The sequence below is a fragment of the Dokdonella sp. genome, assembly GCF_041395345.1.
Lineage (GTDB): Bacteria > Pseudomonadota > Gammaproteobacteria > Xanthomonadales > Rhodanobacteraceae > Dokdonella.
Genome location: NZ_JAWLAR010000013.1, coordinates 114,368 through 129,095 on the forward strand (window position 1 = coordinate 114,368; position 14,728 = coordinate 129,095).

Genomic DNA, 14,728 nt, shown 5'->3' on the forward strand with positions numbered 1-14,728 from the left:
GCCCTAGATCAACTTCGCCTGCTCGAGCTCGCGTTTCAGATAGGCGTAGTAGATCGGTGCCGCGATCAGACCGGCGATGCCGAACGCGGCTTCCATGACCAGCATCGAGATCAGCAATTGCCAGGCGCGGGCGCGTATTTGCCCGCCAATGATGCGGGCGTTGAGGAAATACTCGAGCTTGTGGATGACGACCAGGAAGGTCAGCGAGGCGATCGCGACCCAGAGCGAAACAGAAAGTCCGATGACGAAAATCAGCGTATTCGAGATGAGGTTGCCCAGCACCGGTAGCAAGCCGCAAATGAAAGTCGCCACGACCAGAGTCTTGGCCAGCGGCAGGTTGACCCCGAACAGGGGCAACACGATGAGCAGGAAAATCGCCGTGAACAGCGTGTTGAGGGCAGAAATCTTGAACTGCGCGAAAACGATGTCGTGAAACGCAACGGCAAGATTCACGCAGCGTGTGTTCAGCGCTACCGCGAGCGGCCCGACCGACCCCTGTGGGAGAGCGGACTGCAGGGATAGCATGGCGCCCAGGATCATGCCGATCAGGAGATGCACGATCATGCGGGCTGCGTTCTTGCCGGCCAGTTGCAGTTGCGCTGCATGTTCCTTCAACCAGCCCATTACCGCTTCGCGGATCTGCTCTGAATTGTCGGGTAAATGGTTGACGATAATTGCCGGCAATTGGTCGCGCGCACGCTCCACTACCGGGGTCAGGCGTTCGAACAGCAGGCTGGGATTGCCATGCTCGGATCCCAGGTAGGCAAGCCCCCCGGCAATGGCTGCGGTAAGCAGGCCAACCACGATCGCTGCGAGCAGGGCGACTACAAGCCAGTGAGCCCGGGTACCCGGGAAGTGCCTCTGCAACGACGGCGCCAGTGCATTGACCAGCGCATAGACGAGCAGGCCCGCAATCAGCACCGGCAACAGGCGCAGATGAAGCACGAGCAGCAACGACAATGCCGCAAGCACGTAGCTGGCCTGGATGATCCTGGTCTGGAATTGCGCTGAGGGAAGCGACATGAGCAGTCAATCTTCGAGGGGCGGCGCGCAGTCTGTCAGCCGCAGCGGCGCATTGCCAGCCCGGATAGTCACGGGCTTGTCGTAGACTTCGGCGAGCATTTCCTTTCATTCCTGTTTCGGAGTCATTGCATGTTGAAATCTGTCCCGGCCTCCCTGCTGGCGGTGTTGTTGCTCGTCGCTTGTGGCAAGACGCCGACCCGACCCGACCCGGGCCACGACAATCCCGCCCGTTCGGAGTCGGCCGCACAGACGGAGCTGCCAGGCCCGAATGACAATCTCAATGCGGTTGCCTGGACCCAGACGGCCGTCGAACGGGAGCTGATCTATCGGCAGACCTATCGTGCAGCCGGGTTCCAGCTCGATCGCGCGCTGGCGGATGCCGACTGGGAGGCGCTGGCGCGCAACGAACGCAAGGGCGAGCGGCCGGCGACGCTGAAACCTGCCGTGATCCTCGATATCGACGAGACAGTGCTCGACAATTCGCCCTACCAGGCACGCCTGGTCGTGAACGGAAACTCCTACAACGAGTTCACCTGGTCGGAATGGTGTCGCGAAGAGAATGCCGCAGGACTACCGGGCGCTCTTGAATTCACGCGCCTGGCGGCAAGCAAGGGCGTCACTGTCTTCTACCTGTCCAACCGCGCCAGCGATCTTGGCGAGGCCACTTTGGCCAATCTGCGCAAGCTCGGTTTTCCCGTGGCGACCGATCGCGAGGTGTTTCTCGGTCTCGGCACCTTCGTTCCGGGCTGTGAGCAAAATGGCAGCGACAAGAGCTGCCGACGCGAACTGATCGCAAGGGATTATCGTGTCCTGATGCAGTTTGGCGACCAGTTGGGCGACTTCATCGATGTCATGAGCAATTCGCCGGAAGCTCGCGCCGAGGCTGTCGCTCCCTACCTGGACTGGGTCGGCGAGCGCTGGTTCGTCCTGCCGAACCCGACCTACGGCCACTGGGAATCGGCGCTGTTCAACAACGACTGGAGCCAATCCGCCGAAGTACGTCGCGAGGCCAAGCTCCGTGCGCTGAAAACCGGACAGTAACTCCGAAACGTTTTACTCATCAAAATCAATTGCTTACATGACAACACTTAAGGTATTGCATTAGGTATAACAGGTCAGTAACATGTGCCCACGGTATCCGCTGCCAGCCAGCTGGAAACAGCGGATCGGGGTCCACACCGCAGAGAACGACGAACAATTTCCCCCTCCGGCCTTGCCGGATTCAGCCCGGACGACCTCAGGTCTTCCGGGTTTTCTTTTGCCTGAGCCGGGCGCCACGGGCTCGCCCGGCGCCCACGGACACAGCCGCCAGGCCTGCAGGACGCTGGATCTGCAGGATTTTTCGCCGCTCAGACGCCATCGGGCAGAACCATCATTCCGTCGAATAAACATCGAATTCGCAATGGCGGGCCGGGGCGCGTCGCATTCGGGAATATGGCACGACCGGGGCTTTCGGCGGCTGACCTGAGCGAACCGGACTGCTAGAGTGCGCGCCTCACTGACTAGCGGAAGATCCATGTTGAACACGCTTGCACGAATGACCCTGGTGTCGATCCTGGCTGTGGCTGCCGGAGCCTGCAATCGCGACTCGGCGGACGGCGGAACAAGCGGCAGCGACGGTCCCGTTGAAACCGTTCAGCATTCGGTCGAACTGGTTCGAAATGGCGACCTGGCGGGGCTGATCGAGCACATGCTGCCACCCGAGGAATTCGCCAGGGTCAAGACCGAGTGGAACCAGCGCAAGGACCAGGACGAGCCGACCGCGGACGAGCGCGCCCAGTTTGAAGAGACCATGAAGAAGCTGACTGCCGACGACGCGGCAGAAAAGCTGTATGCGGAGTTCGAACCCGACATTCGCCAATTCGACGCGCAATACCAGAAGCAGATTCCGAGCATGGTCGACATGGGCAATACCTACCTGCACGGGCTGGTCAGGCAGAGCCAGACACTCTCGGCCGGAGAAAAGGATCAGGCTGACAGCGTCATCGACACCTTGTCGGTCTGGGTCAAGGAAACCCGCTTCACCGACCCGGCCCTGGTCAAGCAGGCCTTGACCGTGATTTCAGATACGGCGAAGAAACTCGACCTCAAAACGCTCGAGCAGGCGCGTGCGCTGACGTTCGAACAGGCTTCGCCGAAGTTCAAGGTGGCCTTCGACGGCCTCAAGGGCGTTTTCGAGGTCTACGGCTTCTCGATTGACCAGACCCTGTCAACCGTGAAGGTCGAAGAGCTGTCGCGCACCAAGGACACTGCCAACCTCAAGATTTCCTACAGCCTGATGGGGACGCCGCTTGAAACCACGACCGAGATGGTTCTCATCGATGGTCGCTGGTACGGCAAGGACACGATCGAGAAGATCAGGGAACGCAAGGCATCGCAGGCCACCGACGGTGCTGCCGTCGCTCCGGCGACTGCAGACTGACGAGCGAACCAGATTCTTCATGCCAGCCCGCACCAGTGCTGACCAGGCATTGCGGAATCGGAGATACCGGCTACGGCACTCATGCAACAAAATCTTCCATTGCATCGCACACCCGACCCGTCAGCGCGAGGCCCGTTCTGGCTGAACCTGCTCGGCGCCCTGTTGCGCCCGTGGATCCGGATCCGGCGCGAACCGAAGGATCCGCAACAGCTCCTTCCCGACGACGGCGTACCCACCGTCTACGTGGTTGAACGCTACGGCCTTTCCGACACCCTGATTCTCGAGCAGGCCTGCCGCGAGGCCGAATTGCCCTCGCCGTATGAGGCAGCGACAAAATTGCCGGTCAAGCGCACGCGCGCGATCATTGCGCTGACGCCACGACCCAGCATGTTCCGCGCGCGTGCCCATCCATCACGCTCGGAAACCCTGAGCCAGCTGGCCGAGCTGATCAGTACCGGCCAGCAGAACGACATCCGCCTCGTTCCCGTGTCCATTTTCGTGGGCCGCGCACCGGACCGCCAGTCTGGCTGGTTCAGTGTCCTGTTCGCCGAAAACTGGGTTGTCGTCGGCCGCTTCCGACGCTTGCTGGCGATCCTGCTCAACGGTCGCGACACCATCGTGCAGTTCTCGGCGCCGGTTTCGCTGAGCGAAACCCTGTCCGAGCAGGGCGATGTCGCCCTGGAACGCAGCGTACGCAAGCTCTCACGCGTTCTGCGCGTGCACTTTCGCCTGACCCGCACGACCATCATCGGTGCCGACCTCTCGCACAAGCGCACGGTGGTGGATGCCGTCGTCGATGCCGACTCCGTGCGCCAGGCCATCGACGCGGTCGCGACCAAGGAAAAGGCCAACGTCGAACAGGTCCGCCGGCGTGCACGCGGCTATGCGCTGGAAATCGCAGCCGACTATTCGCATACGGTGGTGCGCTCGATCTCGTTCATGCTGATCGCGCTCTGGAACAAGCTCTACGACGGCGTCGTCATGCATCACTTCGACAAGCTGCGTGCCGTGGCACCGGGGCATGAGGTCATCTACGTGCCGTGCCACCGCAGCCATGTCGACTACCTGTTGCTCAGCTATTCGCTTTACCAGAACGGCCTCGTGCCGCCGCATATTGCTGCCGGGGTCAATCTGAATCTGCCGGGACTGGGTTCGATCCTGCGCCGCGGCGGTGCGTTCTTCCTGCGCCGCAGCTTCAAGTCCAATGCGCTGTATTCCGCCGTGTTCTCCGAATATGTCAGCCAGCTGTTTGCGCGCGGCGTTGCGCTCGAGTATTTCATCGAAGGCGGTCGATCCCGAACCGGCCGCCTGCTCACGCCACGCAGCGGCATGCTGGCCATGACCCTGCGCAGTTTCCTGCGTGAATCGCGCCGTCCGGTGATGTTCCAGCCGGTCTACTTCGGCTACGAGAAGCTGATGGAAGGCAACTCGTATATCGGTGAACTGTCCGGCAAGCCGAAGGAAAAGGAATCCTGGCTGGGCCTGCTGCGTGCGTTCGGTGTCCTGCGTCAGCACTACGGCAGGGTCACGATCAACTTCGGCGAGCCGATCGATCTGGTCGACCTGCTGGACGAAGTCGCGCCGGACTGGCGCGCGTCGACAGAAAATCCCGAAGCCAAGCCGGAGTGGCTGGCAGGCGCGGTCGATACGCTGGCAGAGCGTATCCAGGCCAATATCAATCGCGCCGTGGACGTGAACCCGATCAACCTGCTCGCTCTGGCACTGCTGGCCATGCCCAAGCACGCCATGGCCGAGGCCGACCTGCTCGCACAGATAGAACTCTCCAAGGATCTGCTGATCGCGCTGCCCTACGGAGATCGCGTCACCATCACCGAAAAGACGCCCGCCGAAATCATTGCCTATGGCGAATCTATGGAGTGGATCCGGCGGGTCAAGCATCCGCTCGGCGATGTGCTGATGACCGAGGGCGACAACTCGGTCCTGCTCTCATATTTCCGCAACAACGTCCAGCATGTCTTCGTGGCCGGCGCCTGGATCGCCTGTTGCTTCCTCAACAACCGACGCATGAGCCGTGCCACGCTGTTGCGTCTTGGCCGCCTGATCTATCCGTTCATCCAGTCGGAATTGTTCCTGCCCTGGAGCCAGGACGAGTTCGCCGAACGGCTGCGTGCCTCGCTGGATTTCATGGTCGACCGCGGACTGCTGGAGAGCGATGCCGACGGCCGCGTCATCGAGCGCGCTCCCGGACAGAGCGACAGCGCCTTTCGCCTCAGGGTCATGTCACACAGCCTGCTGCAAGCCGTGGAGCGCTACTACATCACCCTCGCCCTGCTGGTCAGCAACGGGCGCGGCACGCTGTCGGCCGCCGAACTCGAGAACCTCTGTTCGCTGACGGCCCAGCGGCTATCGCTGCTGCACCAGCTCAATGCACCGGAGTTTTTCGACCGCTCGTTGTTCCGCGGTTTCATCCAGAAACTGCGCGAACGACGGGTAATCTGGGCCGACCCGAACAACAAGCTCGATTTCGATGCCGGCCTGGAAGATCTGGTCAGGGAATCGAAAGTGATCCTGAGTCGTGACATTCGCCACGGCATTCTCAAGCTGACCGGAGAAATGCCGGCACCACCGACTGAAAGCAGCAAGGAAAGGGACGAGGAAACAGCTTGATTCAGGCGTCCAGATCGGGGATCAGCCGGCTTTCCAGCAAGGCAATCGAATCCTTCAGGTGCAACTTGCGCTTTTTCAGACGCTTGAGTTCAAGCTCATCATTGCCCGGATCGAGCACCAGCCGCGCTATGGTGGCATCAAGATCGCGGTGCTCGGCCTTGAGTGCCATCAGCTGACGTATGGTGGTTGAGGGGTCGTCGGATTTCATCGATATCCTTGCTGATGCGAAAGTCTAGCAGCCTGTCGGACCTTGCCGGTTGAGGCGATTCGCAGTCCAGCCGGGTAAAGTCGGACAGGCTGCCCGCGCAGCACACGACCCATCACGCATTTCAGCACAATCCAAGGATTACGCCCCATGTCTGCCCTGCCCCGCGAACCCGATCCTGCAGGCGAACGATTGGCCCTGCGCCTGCGCCACCAGGTGGGCCAGGCCATCGCCGACTACGCCATGATCGGAGACGGCGATCGGGTCATGGTGTGTCTGTCCGGCGGCAAGGATTCCTGGACCCTGCTCGATATTCTGCGCCAGTTGCAGTCGCGTGCGCCGATCCGGTTCGAAATCCTGGCTGTCCACCTGGACCAGAAACAGCCCGGCTATGACGCTTCGATCATGCCCGCCGCCCTGCAAGAAATGGGGATTCCGTTCCACATCATCGAGCAGGACACCTACAGCGTCGTGCAGCGCCTGGTTCCGCCAGGTCGAACCCAGTGCAGTCTCTGTTCACGCCTGCGCCGCGGATCCCTTTACGACCATGCAGCGAGGCAGGGCCAGACACGGATCGCGCTGGGTCATCATCGAGACGACATCGTCGAAACGCTGTTTCTGAACCTGTTCCACCAGGGCAGGCTCAAGGCGATGCCGCCCAAACTGCGCTCCGATGACGGGCGCAATGTCGTGATCCGCCCGCTGGCCTATTGCAGCGAAGCCGACATCTCGGCCTACGCGGCCGAGCGCAGGTTTCCGATCATTCCCTGCGATCTGTGCGGCTCCCAGGAGAACCTACATCGCAAGGCCGTCAAGTCGATGCTGGCCGACTGGGAACGCGAATCTCCCGGCCGAATCGAGAACATTTTCCGATCCCTGACCCGCGTCGAACCTTCGCAGCTGGCTGACTCCGGCCTGTTCGATTTTGCCGCCCTCGGGACGTGCGAGGACGCCACGAGCGACACCGCTTCCGCGGATCGACCCGAGGCTCATGCATAGCAGCCAGGGACCTCAGCCTTCATCTCAATGCGTGATTCCGGCCAGGCCCAGGATCACGTTTCCTCCAACCTCCTACGGAACCCGACACTCTCCATGTTCTTTCGCAATCTGACCCTGTTCCGCTTTCCCAAGAGCTCCAGCAAATCCCTGAACGAACTCGAAGACCTGCTTGGCGAGCATCGCTTGCGTCCGTGCGGGCCGATCGAACTGGCCACGCGCGGGTTTGTCTCGCCCTATGGCCGCGATTCGGACGAGTTGACCCATCGCAGCGGAAAGTACTCGCTGGTCGCCATCGGCGGTGAAGACAAGTTGCTGCCGTCCTCGGTGATCGCTGAGGCGCTTGCACAGAAAGTCGCTGAAATCACCGACAAGGAAGCACGCCGGATCGGGGCACGTGAACGCAAGCGGCTGAAGGAAGAAGTGATGACCGAGCTGCTGCCGCGTGCATTCGTGCGGCCATCGCGCCTGCTCGCCTATCTGGACGCCGACGCCGGCTGGCTGCTGGTCGACACCGCCAGCCGCAAGGCCGCCGAAGAGGCTGTCAGTCAGATCCGCGAAGCCCTCGGGCGCTTTCCGGCAACGCCGATGGCACCATCGGATTCGCCGCGAACCCTGATGACGGACTGGCTGGTTAGTGGCAAGCTTCCCGCCGGCCTGAGTCTTGGCGACGAATGCGAATTGCGCGACCCTGCGGAGGCAGGCGCCGTGGTCCGCTGCAGGCGCCAGGATCTTGAATCGGACGAGGTGCGCGAGCACCTGAAATCCGGCAAGCAGGTGTTTCAGCTGGGTCTCGAACTCGACGAGCGCATGGCGTTTGTGCTCGGCGAGGACCTGACCATCCGCAAGTTCCGTTTTCTCGACATCGTCCTCGATGAAATCGGCGATGATGCAGGGGAATCGGCGCGCGAGGAACTCGACGCGCGTTTTGCGCTGATGACGCTGGAAACCAGACGCCTGCTGGAAAAGCTCGACGAGTGGTTCGGCCTGCCACGGCCGGATGAACGCGAGTAGGTCCGGGCACACACGCTACCGGGTACCGGAATGAATCTGGAATCGGAAAACAGCTATCTCGAATTGCCGACCCCGGCCGGCAAGCTGATCAGGGTGCAGCGCCTGTGCCACCCGCGTGCGCGGCGCATGCGCCTGACCGTCACTTCAGGCGGAGCGCGCGTGACCTACCCGGTCGGCACGCATCCGGCGAGCATCGCGGCCTTTCTGCGTCAGCACGGTGAATGGCTTGAGCGCAAGCTGGGTGAGCTGAAGCTCGGCGATCGGCCGGCGCCGCTGAAACCGGGTGTGTCCACCTTGTTTCCCCTGCACGGGGAGGCCACCAGGATCAGCTGGCGCGAGGGCCCGTATCCGCGCATCGAGCACACACAGCATCGACTGACCGTGATCCTGCCGAAGGCGCATCGACGTGCACAGGATGCAGCGCGTGGCATGCTCGGATCCTGGCTCGACGCGCAGTTGCGCAAGGATGTTTCACGCTGGCTCGGGCGCTATTGCCCCCTGCTCGGGCTGGCCCCGAGCGGACTGCGTGTGCGCCCCCTGAAGAGCCTGTGGGGAAGCCTGGATACGCGTGATCGGGTCACTCTCGATCTTGCCCTGGTCCTGGCCCCGCCTGCGGTCCTCAAATATGTACTCGTACACGAGCTGTGCCATCTGCGTGTGCGCAGCCATTCGCCGAGGTTCTGGAAGCTGGTCGAGTCGTTCCTGCCAAACTGGCGCGCACAACGCGACTGGTTGCGCACCAACGGCCAGTCGATCAAGAGCGAGCTGGATCGGCTCGTCAATGTCAGCGCAGTCTGAGACGTTTCGGGATTCGGGATTCGGGGCTTGCTTGTCTGCAGCGACCGCAGGTTGGCGGTGAGCGCGAGCGAATCAGGACAATAGCGGGGATGCCGCATTCTTCGGCGGAACCGGGAGCTCCATGTTGGGGTTCGCATGCTCACCCCCATCCACGTTGTTGGAGGTCGGCAGTCAGGCTTTGGCGAGAGGAAATCGGAGCAACCCACCCGGTCGGGACGGTCGCAGGATCGTCTGCCCTATGACACGGCCTTGGTATCGCGAGCAGGATCCACCGGGTGCGCTTTCAGGAATTCCCTGATCGGTGCCGCAACCATTTCCGGTGTTTCCAGATGCAGGTGGTGGCTGCCGGCCAGACGCAGGACTTCGATGTCTGCAAGCAGCGCTATCCGCGCTTCCATCACCTCGCGCTTCAGATACGGCGCGGCCGGTTCGGCGAGCAGCAGCAAGGTTGGCGCGGAGATCGCAGGCAGGATCGAGGCGAGCTGCTCTTCGGTGAGTCGGGTCGGGCTGGGCAAGGTCAGCGCGGGATCGGAAGACCAACTGAGAAGCTGAAACGCCTGTGCCTCTTCGAGGCGGGAATCGGTATCGCTGCTTTCCTCGACGGCAGACGGCCGCCTCCATTCAGCACCAGGCGATCTATCCGCACTCTTTGAAGAATCCAGAGCCCCGCCTTTTTCAGCCCCGTCGATCACCACACCGGCAGAAACCTCCCTCACCCCGCGCGACACGATGCAACGCGCGGCTTCAGGCGACAGCTCACTGACTTTCCGCCTCGCCTCAATCGCCTCGTCCAGACCATTGAATACGCGCAACTTGTCCGGCTTGAATGCCATCCGGGCGAGATGCGACCGACGCAGGTTGTGAAGACTCTGGTCTGCCGCCGAAGCCAGCGGCCCGAGCCCCTCGATCAGCAGCAGTCGCCGCACGCGCTGCGGACAGATTGCTGCAAATACGCTGACCAGGGTCGCCCCGAGCGAATGACCGAGAAGATCGGCTTCCTGCCAGCCCAGTTGATCCATCGCCTCGCCGATCTCATCGAGAAAATCCGCGTAGGGATACCAGGTACCCGGCGGACGATGCGCGGATCGGCCATGCCCGCCCAGATCGATGGCGACCACGTAGTGCCCCTTCAGCAGCGGCGCCAGGTGGTCGAAAGAGCCGGCATTGTCGAGCCAGCCGTGCACCGCCAGCATCGGCGGATCGGCCGGATCCCCCCAGGCCTTGGCCGCCAGCTCGAGGTGGCGCAAGGGAATGCGCAGCTCCTTGCCGCCCGCGCGCGTCATGTGCCCGAGGGTCCGGTCTTGCTTCCAGTTGCATCCGGCACGTCGCGCTCCGGCCAGCCCTGGCAGTGCCTGAGTACGAGGTCCCGCATCGCGGAAACCTGTTCACTGCTGTCGTTCAGACAGGGAATGTAGTGAAAATCCTGCCCGCCGGCACCGACAAACTCTTGCTTCCCGGTGATCGCGATTTCTTCAAGCGTCTCGAGGCAATCGACGGAAAATCCCGGGCAAAGCACCGCCACCGAACGAATGCCTCGTTCAGGCAGCCCCTCCAGCACCTTGTCCGTGTACGGCTGCAACCAGGGTTCCCGCCCGAGCCTCGACTGAAAGCTCAGCAGCAAGGTCTCCTCGTCCATGCCCAGTCGGCTGCGCAAGGCCTGCGTGGTCGCAAGGCACTGCGTGCGGTAGGGATCGCCGTTGCGCACATAGCGCTCGGGGATGCCGTGGAACGAAAGCAGCAGTCGTTCGGCCCGGCCATGTTTCGCCCAGTGCGTCTCGACACTGCGGGCCAGGGCCTCGATGTGGGCCGGGTCATCGTGATAGTCGTTGATGAAGCGCAGTTCCGGGGGATACCGCCACTTGCGGAAAGTCCCGGAAAGCGCATCGAGCACCGAAGCGCTGGTGGTTGCCGAAAACTGCGGAAACAGGGGCAGGACCAGGAGACGCTGCATGCCGCACCGAGCCAGGTCGGCCAGAACCTCTCCGATCGCGGGCGAGCCATAGCGCATGGCGTGGCGCACCAGGACGTCATCACCGAGGTCGGCCTGCAGCGCTTGCCGCAGACCATCAGCCAGGGCCGCGGTGCCCACCTGCAAGGGCGAGCCCTCGGCGGTCCAGACCTTGGCGTAGTTGCGGGCCGATCGCGCCGGGCGAAAACGCAGGATGATGCCGTTGAGAATCAGCCACCAGAGCCAGCGCGGCTGCTCCACGATGCGCGGATCGGCAAGGAATTCAGCAAGATAGCGCCGTACCGCTGGCGTATCCGGCGAATCGGGCGTACCCAGGTTGACGAGCAGGATGGCCAGTCGCCTGGGCTGCGGCGGGTCGGGAAACGAGACATAGCGCGGCATGAAAGATGCGTTCCCGACAGGATTGAAGGGTTTGCAGGCATTCGCTCCAAGGCCTTGTCGGCGCAGCGAAAACTGCTAGACTGAAGCCTGTCTCGCGGGTACCGTGAGGCAGACGATTACCAATAACATAACAAAGAACCGCCGCCATGCGCATGCGTGCCTGCCTGATCGCAGTTGTGCTTTCCGTCGCCTCGATTTCGCCAGCAATGGCGGAACCGATCGCTTACGGCGTGGCGTATGACGAGCTTTATCGAATTGACCTTGCCACGCGCCAGGCTACCTACGTGGGCAGCGCCGGCAGTTACGCCGGAATACCGCTGGCCGCGCTGACCGGGTTGACCTACGGCCCCGGCAACGAGCTCTACGCGGTCGCGGGCACGCAAAAGGCACTGGTCAGGATCAACCCCGGCAGCGCCGCGACGACTTTTGTCGGCAGCTTTGGCCTTGCCGGACAGGGCCAGGGCCAGTTCGACGCACTCGACTTGTCCATGACCTACGGCTGCGACGGCTCGTTCTGGCTGACCTCGGCCATCAATCGCGACCTGTGGCGGGTCAATGCGCAAACCGCGCAACTCACCCTGGTCGGTTCCACCGGTCGACAGATCAGTGGCCTGGCGATGCGCAATGGGGTGCTCTACGGCACCGGTATCGGGTCTGATCAGGGCCTCTACAGGATCAGCACGGATACGGCAGAGGCCACCCTGATTGGAGCCTACACGGGCGATGTGCCCTGGATTGACCCCGGGTTCGGCAGCGATGGCCTGCTCTGGGCAAGCCTGAGCTACAACCCGCCATTCAATCGCGAATGGAGTGATCTTGCCCGTATCGATACCTCCACCGGGGCATTGACGAACCTCGGCCCCATTACCGGTCCCGACAGCCTTCGCTTCTTCAGCATGAAGGGACTCGCCGTGGCGCCCAACTCCTGCACGCCGCAGGGACCCGGCGGCGGCCCCGTGCCTCCGGCTTCGGTGGCACTTCCCGCCGATGCACCGTGGGTGCTGGTCCTGATGGGCCTGACCCTGCTGGTGGTTGGCGGAAGGCGCCTGTCCGGCTTGCGCCGCTAGTCCCGATCGCACAACGCCATTCGCGCTGCTTCATCGCAGGCTCAGGTTCACCTGCTAGCGTGCTGCGGTTGTCCACCCGCGGAGTTTTCCCATGTTTTCCCTGCTGCGCGTCTTGCTCGTCCTGCTCGTCGTTCATGCCTCCGTCGCCTCTGCCTCGGAAGCCGAGCTCAAACGCGCCGAAAATGCCGTGCGCGTCCTCAAGGAAGTCATGCAGGCACCTGACAAGGCGATTCCTCGAGACCTGCTGCAGAGCGCGCATGCGATCGTCGTGGTTCCCGACGTGATCAAGGCCGGCTTTGTCATCGGCGGCCGTCGCGGTGAGGGCCTGATGGCGGTGAAAACACGCGACGGCACCTGGTCGAACCCGAGCTTCGTCAATCTGACCGGGGGCAGCGTTGGCTTCCAGGCAGGCGTTTCCTCGACGGATGTAATCCTCGTTTTTCGCACGCAGCGTGGCGTCGACTCGATCGTGCACGGCAAGTTCACCCTGGGCGCCGACGCTTCGGCAGCCGCAGGCCCGGTCGGGCGTACCGCGCAGGCGTCCACCGATGCCCAGCTCAAAGCCGAGATCTATTCGTACTCCCGCGCCCGCGGACTGTTCGCCGGCGTCGCACTGGATGGCTCGGTGCTGTCGATCGACAACAAGGGCAACCAGCACATTTATGGCGAGGGAATCACGCCCAGACGGATCTTTGATGGGGGCGTCAGCGATGTTCCGGGCGCTGTAGTGGATTTCAGGGACAGTCTTGAGGAGTACACTGCACAGTAATCGGCACCGAGTCGAGGACAGCACTCGCTGATCCACACGGATCTCACAGTACGTTCTCGACCACCGCGCATTGCATCGTGCCTTAACCCCGGCCGGCCTGAATCCGGCAGTGCAGCTTTGGAGTCTTGATATGGGTGGTTTCAGTATTTGGCATTGGCTGGTCGTGCTGGTCATCGTGGCCCTGGTCTTCGGCACCAAAAAGCTGCGCAACATCGGCGAAGACATGGGCTCGGCCATCAAGAGCTTCCGCAAGGGCATGCAGGACGGCGACGATACTTCCAAGCCATCGGAGCTGAAGGCGGATCCGCCAGCGACCGCGCAGACTTCCAGCGAGAGCGAAAAGGATCGCGCCGAGCACTGATGTTCGACTTCAGTTTCGCCGAGCTGGCCCTGGTCGCCATCGTCGCCCTGCTCGTGCTGGGCCCGGAACGGCTTCCCGCCGCGGCAAGGACTGCGGGCGCATTGCTGCGCCGCATTCGCAACAGCTGGCAAGGCGTGCGCTCTGAAATCGAGCGCGAACTCGCTGCCGAAGACATCAAACGCAGCATTCGGGAAACCGCACAAGGCGTGGACATCCGCGATGACGTCCGCGCGGCTGCCGATCAGATTCGCGACGCGGTGAACCCTGAACAGGAAAAACACGCCGCCGATGAGCAACGCTGAGAACGCCGGAGACGACGAGCAGTCGTTTCTTTCACATCTCGTGGAACTGCGCACGCGACTGCTCAAGGCCGTCGCGGTCGTGCTGGTGATTCTGGTGGCTCTGATTCCGGTCGCCAACAAGCTCTATGCCTGGCTTGCCAAGCCCTTGCTCGAGCATCTTCCGGCAGGCGGCGCCATGATCGCCACCGACGTGGCCTCGCCGTTCTTTGCCCCGCTGAAGCTGGCTTTCTTCGTTGCCGTCTTCATTGCCATGCCCTTCATCCTCTACCAGGGATGGTCATTTGTCTCACCCGGGTTGTACAAGCACGAACGCCGCCTGGCCGTGCCGTTACTGGCGTCGTCTGTCCTGCTTTTCTATATCGGCTGCGCGTTCGCCTATTTCCTCGTCCTGCCGGCCGTGTTCACGTTCATCACCAGTGTCGCGCCAGCGGGCGTGGCCGTGATGCCGGACATCAGCCGCTTTCTGGATTTCGCGCTGGTCCTGTTTCTCGCATTCGGGCTCTGCTTCGAGGTTCCGGTCGCTCTGGTGATCCTCGTTGCGATAGGCGCGGCGACGCCCGATCAGCTGGTCAGGAGTCGTCCGTACACGATCGTCGGCGCGTTCATCATTGCCGCCGTGCTGACCCCGCCCGATGTGATTTCGCAACTGCTGCTGGCAGTTCCGATGTGTCTGCTCTATGAAGTCGGCATCTTCGCCGCCCGACTGCTTGGCAAGCACTCAACCGACCAAGCGGACACCCCGGCCGCCTGAAGTCGAGCCCAGGTGCCGCTCGGGTTCGTCGAATCGAAGCGC

15 protein-coding genes are annotated in these 14,728 nt (G+C 62.4%); 11 read left to right on the forward strand and 4 right to left on the reverse strand.

Annotated features, from left to right (window positions below; genetic code table 11):
- Nucleotides 1-3: 3 nt before the first annotated feature.
- Nucleotides 4-1,023 (reverse strand): AI-2E family transporter, encoded by a 1,020-nt coding sequence (locus R3F00_RS13005; protein WP_371282220.1) that lies wholly within the window; start codon nucleotides 1,021-1,023, stop codon nucleotides 4-6.
- A gap of 129 nt (nucleotides 1,024-1,152) precedes the next feature.
- Between R3F00_RS13005 and R3F00_RS13010 the strand changes: the two genes are divergently transcribed.
- The 3 genes from R3F00_RS13010 (at nucleotide 1,153) to plsB (ending at nucleotide 6,073) form a co-directional block, all read left to right on the forward strand.
- Nucleotides 1,153-2,064 carry a 5'-nucleotidase, lipoprotein e(P4) family gene (locus tag R3F00_RS13010; RefSeq protein WP_371282221.1) on the forward strand — a complete coding sequence of 304 codons (912 nt, stop codon included), beginning with the start codon at nucleotides 1,153-1,155 and terminating at the stop codon, nucleotides 2,062-2,064.
- A 475-nt stretch (nucleotides 2,065-2,539) separates the two neighbouring features.
- Nucleotides 2,540-3,445 carry a hypothetical protein gene (locus tag R3F00_RS13015; RefSeq protein WP_371282222.1) on the forward strand — a complete coding sequence of 302 codons (906 nt, stop codon included), beginning with the start codon at nucleotides 2,540-2,542 and terminating at the stop codon, nucleotides 3,443-3,445.
- 81 nt (nucleotides 3,446-3,526) lie between these two features.
- A complete protein-coding gene (plsB, locus tag R3F00_RS13020) occupies nucleotides 3,527-6,073 on the forward strand; it encodes a glycerol-3-phosphate 1-O-acyltransferase PlsB (RefSeq protein ID WP_371282223.1) in 2,547 nt (848 codons plus the stop codon).
- A 1-nt stretch (nucleotide 6,074) separates the two neighbouring features.
- On the opposite strand, the gene R3F00_RS13025 is transcribed toward plsB, so the two are convergent.
- Nucleotides 6,075-6,281, reverse strand: a complete 207-nt coding sequence (locus R3F00_RS13025) for a YdcH family protein (RefSeq protein ID WP_371282224.1) — start codon at nucleotides 6,279-6,281, stop codon at nucleotides 6,075-6,077.
- A gap of 147 nt (nucleotides 6,282-6,428) precedes the next feature.
- Between R3F00_RS13025 and ttcA the strand changes: the two genes are divergently transcribed.
- The 3 genes from ttcA (at nucleotide 6,429) to R3F00_RS13040 (ending at nucleotide 9,086) form a co-directional block, all read left to right on the forward strand.
- Entirely contained in the window at nucleotides 6,429-7,277 is an 849-nt protein-coding gene (gene ttcA / locus R3F00_RS13030; RefSeq protein ID WP_371282225.1) for a tRNA 2-thiocytidine(32) synthetase TtcA, read from the forward strand.
- A gap of 93 nt (nucleotides 7,278-7,370) precedes the next feature.
- On the forward strand, nucleotides 7,371-8,288 hold the full coding sequence (locus tag R3F00_RS13035; RefSeq protein WP_371282226.1) for a recombination-associated protein RdgC: 918 nt from the start codon (nucleotides 7,371-7,373) through the stop codon (nucleotides 8,286-8,288).
- Between the two features lie 30 nt (nucleotides 8,289-8,318).
- Entirely contained in the window at nucleotides 8,319-9,086 is a 768-nt protein-coding gene (locus tag R3F00_RS13040; protein WP_371282227.1) for a M48 family metallopeptidase, read from the forward strand.
- 236 nt (nucleotides 9,087-9,322) lie between these two features.
- Here R3F00_RS13040 and R3F00_RS13045 read toward each other — a convergent pair whose 3' ends face one another.
- Nucleotides 9,323-10,369, reverse strand: coding sequence for an alpha/beta fold hydrolase (locus R3F00_RS13045; protein ID WP_371282228.1), 1,047 nt, complete (start codon nucleotides 10,367-10,369; stop codon nucleotides 9,323-9,325).
- Nucleotides 10,366-11,436: a ferrochelatase gene (gene hemH / locus R3F00_RS13050; RefSeq protein ID WP_371282229.1), complete on the reverse strand. Its 1,071-nt coding sequence runs from the start codon at nucleotides 11,434-11,436 to the stop codon at nucleotides 10,366-10,368. Before hemH ends, R3F00_RS13045 begins: the two co-directional genes overlap by 4 nt.
- 146 nt (nucleotides 11,437-11,582) lie before the next feature.
- Between hemH and R3F00_RS13055 the strand changes: the two genes are divergently transcribed.
- The 5 genes from R3F00_RS13055 to tatC all read left to right on the forward strand — a co-directional run bounded on the left by R3F00_RS13055 (nucleotide 11,583) and on the right by tatC (nucleotide 14,686).
- The gene (locus R3F00_RS13055; RefSeq protein WP_371282230.1) at nucleotides 11,583-12,503 is read left to right on the forward strand and encodes a hypothetical protein; all 921 of its coding nucleotides are present in this window, start codon (nucleotides 11,583-11,585) and stop codon (nucleotides 12,501-12,503) included.
- Between the two features lie 91 nt (nucleotides 12,504-12,594).
- On the forward strand, nucleotides 12,595-13,272 hold the full coding sequence (locus R3F00_RS13060; protein ID WP_371282231.1) for a lipid-binding SYLF domain-containing protein: 678 nt from the start codon (nucleotides 12,595-12,597) through the stop codon (nucleotides 13,270-13,272).
- 130 nt (nucleotides 13,273-13,402) lie between these two features.
- Nucleotides 13,403-13,633 (forward strand): Sec-independent protein translocase subunit TatA, encoded by a 231-nt coding sequence (tatA, locus tag R3F00_RS13065; protein WP_371282232.1) that lies wholly within the window; start codon nucleotides 13,403-13,405, stop codon nucleotides 13,631-13,633.
- Nucleotides 13,633-13,935: a Sec-independent protein translocase protein TatB gene (gene tatB / locus R3F00_RS13070; protein WP_371282233.1), complete on the forward strand. Its 303-nt coding sequence runs from the start codon at nucleotides 13,633-13,635 to the stop codon at nucleotides 13,933-13,935. The genes tatA and tatB overlap by 1 nt, the downstream gene beginning before the upstream one ends.
- Nucleotides 13,922-14,686, forward strand: a complete 765-nt coding sequence (tatC, locus tag R3F00_RS13075) for a twin-arginine translocase subunit TatC (protein WP_371282234.1) — start codon at nucleotides 13,922-13,924, stop codon at nucleotides 14,684-14,686. The genes tatB and tatC overlap by 14 nt, the downstream gene beginning before the upstream one ends.
- The last annotated feature ends 42 nt before the right edge of the window (nucleotides 14,687-14,728 follow it).

Bases quoted from the DNA above. Each gene is read 5' to 3' on its own strand.
- R3F00_RS13055 (WP_371282230.1), top strand. From the start codon at position 11,583: ATGCGCATGCGTGCCTGCCTGATCGCAGTTGTGCTTTCCGTCGCCTCG.
- hemH (WP_371282229.1), bottom strand. From the start codon at position 11,436: ATGCCGCGCTATGTCTCGTTTCCCGACCCGCCGCAGCCCAGGCGACTG.
- plsB (WP_371282223.1), top strand. From the start codon at position 3,527: ATGCAACAAAATCTTCCATTGCATCGCACACCCGACCCGTCAGCGCGA.
- R3F00_RS13040 (WP_371282227.1), top strand. From the start codon at position 8,319: ATGAATCTGGAATCGGAAAACAGCTATCTCGAATTGCCGACCCCGGCC.
- tatC (WP_371282234.1), top strand. From the start codon at position 13,922: ATGAGCAACGCTGAGAACGCCGGAGACGACGAGCAGTCGTTTCTTTCA.
- R3F00_RS13010 (WP_371282221.1), top strand. From the start codon at position 1,153: ATGTTGAAATCTGTCCCGGCCTCCCTGCTGGCGGTGTTGTTGCTCGTC.
- R3F00_RS13015 (WP_371282222.1), top strand. From the start codon at position 2,540: ATGTTGAACACGCTTGCACGAATGACCCTGGTGTCGATCCTGGCTGTG.
- R3F00_RS13060 (WP_371282231.1), top strand. From the start codon at position 12,595: ATGTTTTCCCTGCTGCGCGTCTTGCTCGTCCTGCTCGTCGTTCATGCC.
- R3F00_RS13005 (WP_371282220.1), bottom strand. From the start codon at position 1,023: ATGTCGCTTCCCTCAGCGCAATTCCAGACCAGGATCATCCAGGCCAGC.
- R3F00_RS13025 (WP_371282224.1), bottom strand. From the start codon at position 6,281: ATGAAATCCGACGACCCCTCAACCACCATACGTCAGCTGATGGCACTC.
- R3F00_RS13045 (WP_371282228.1), bottom strand. From the start codon at position 10,369: ATGACGCGCGCGGGCGGCAAGGAGCTGCGCATTCCCTTGCGCCACCTC.
- R3F00_RS13035 (WP_371282226.1), top strand. From the start codon at position 7,371: ATGTTCTTTCGCAATCTGACCCTGTTCCGCTTTCCCAAGAGCTCCAGC.
- tatA (WP_371282232.1), top strand. From the start codon at position 13,403: ATGGGTGGTTTCAGTATTTGGCATTGGCTGGTCGTGCTGGTCATCGTG.
- ttcA (WP_371282225.1), top strand. From the start codon at position 6,429: ATGTCTGCCCTGCCCCGCGAACCCGATCCTGCAGGCGAACGATTGGCC.
- tatB (WP_371282233.1), top strand. From the start codon at position 13,633: ATGTTCGACTTCAGTTTCGCCGAGCTGGCCCTGGTCGCCATCGTCGCC.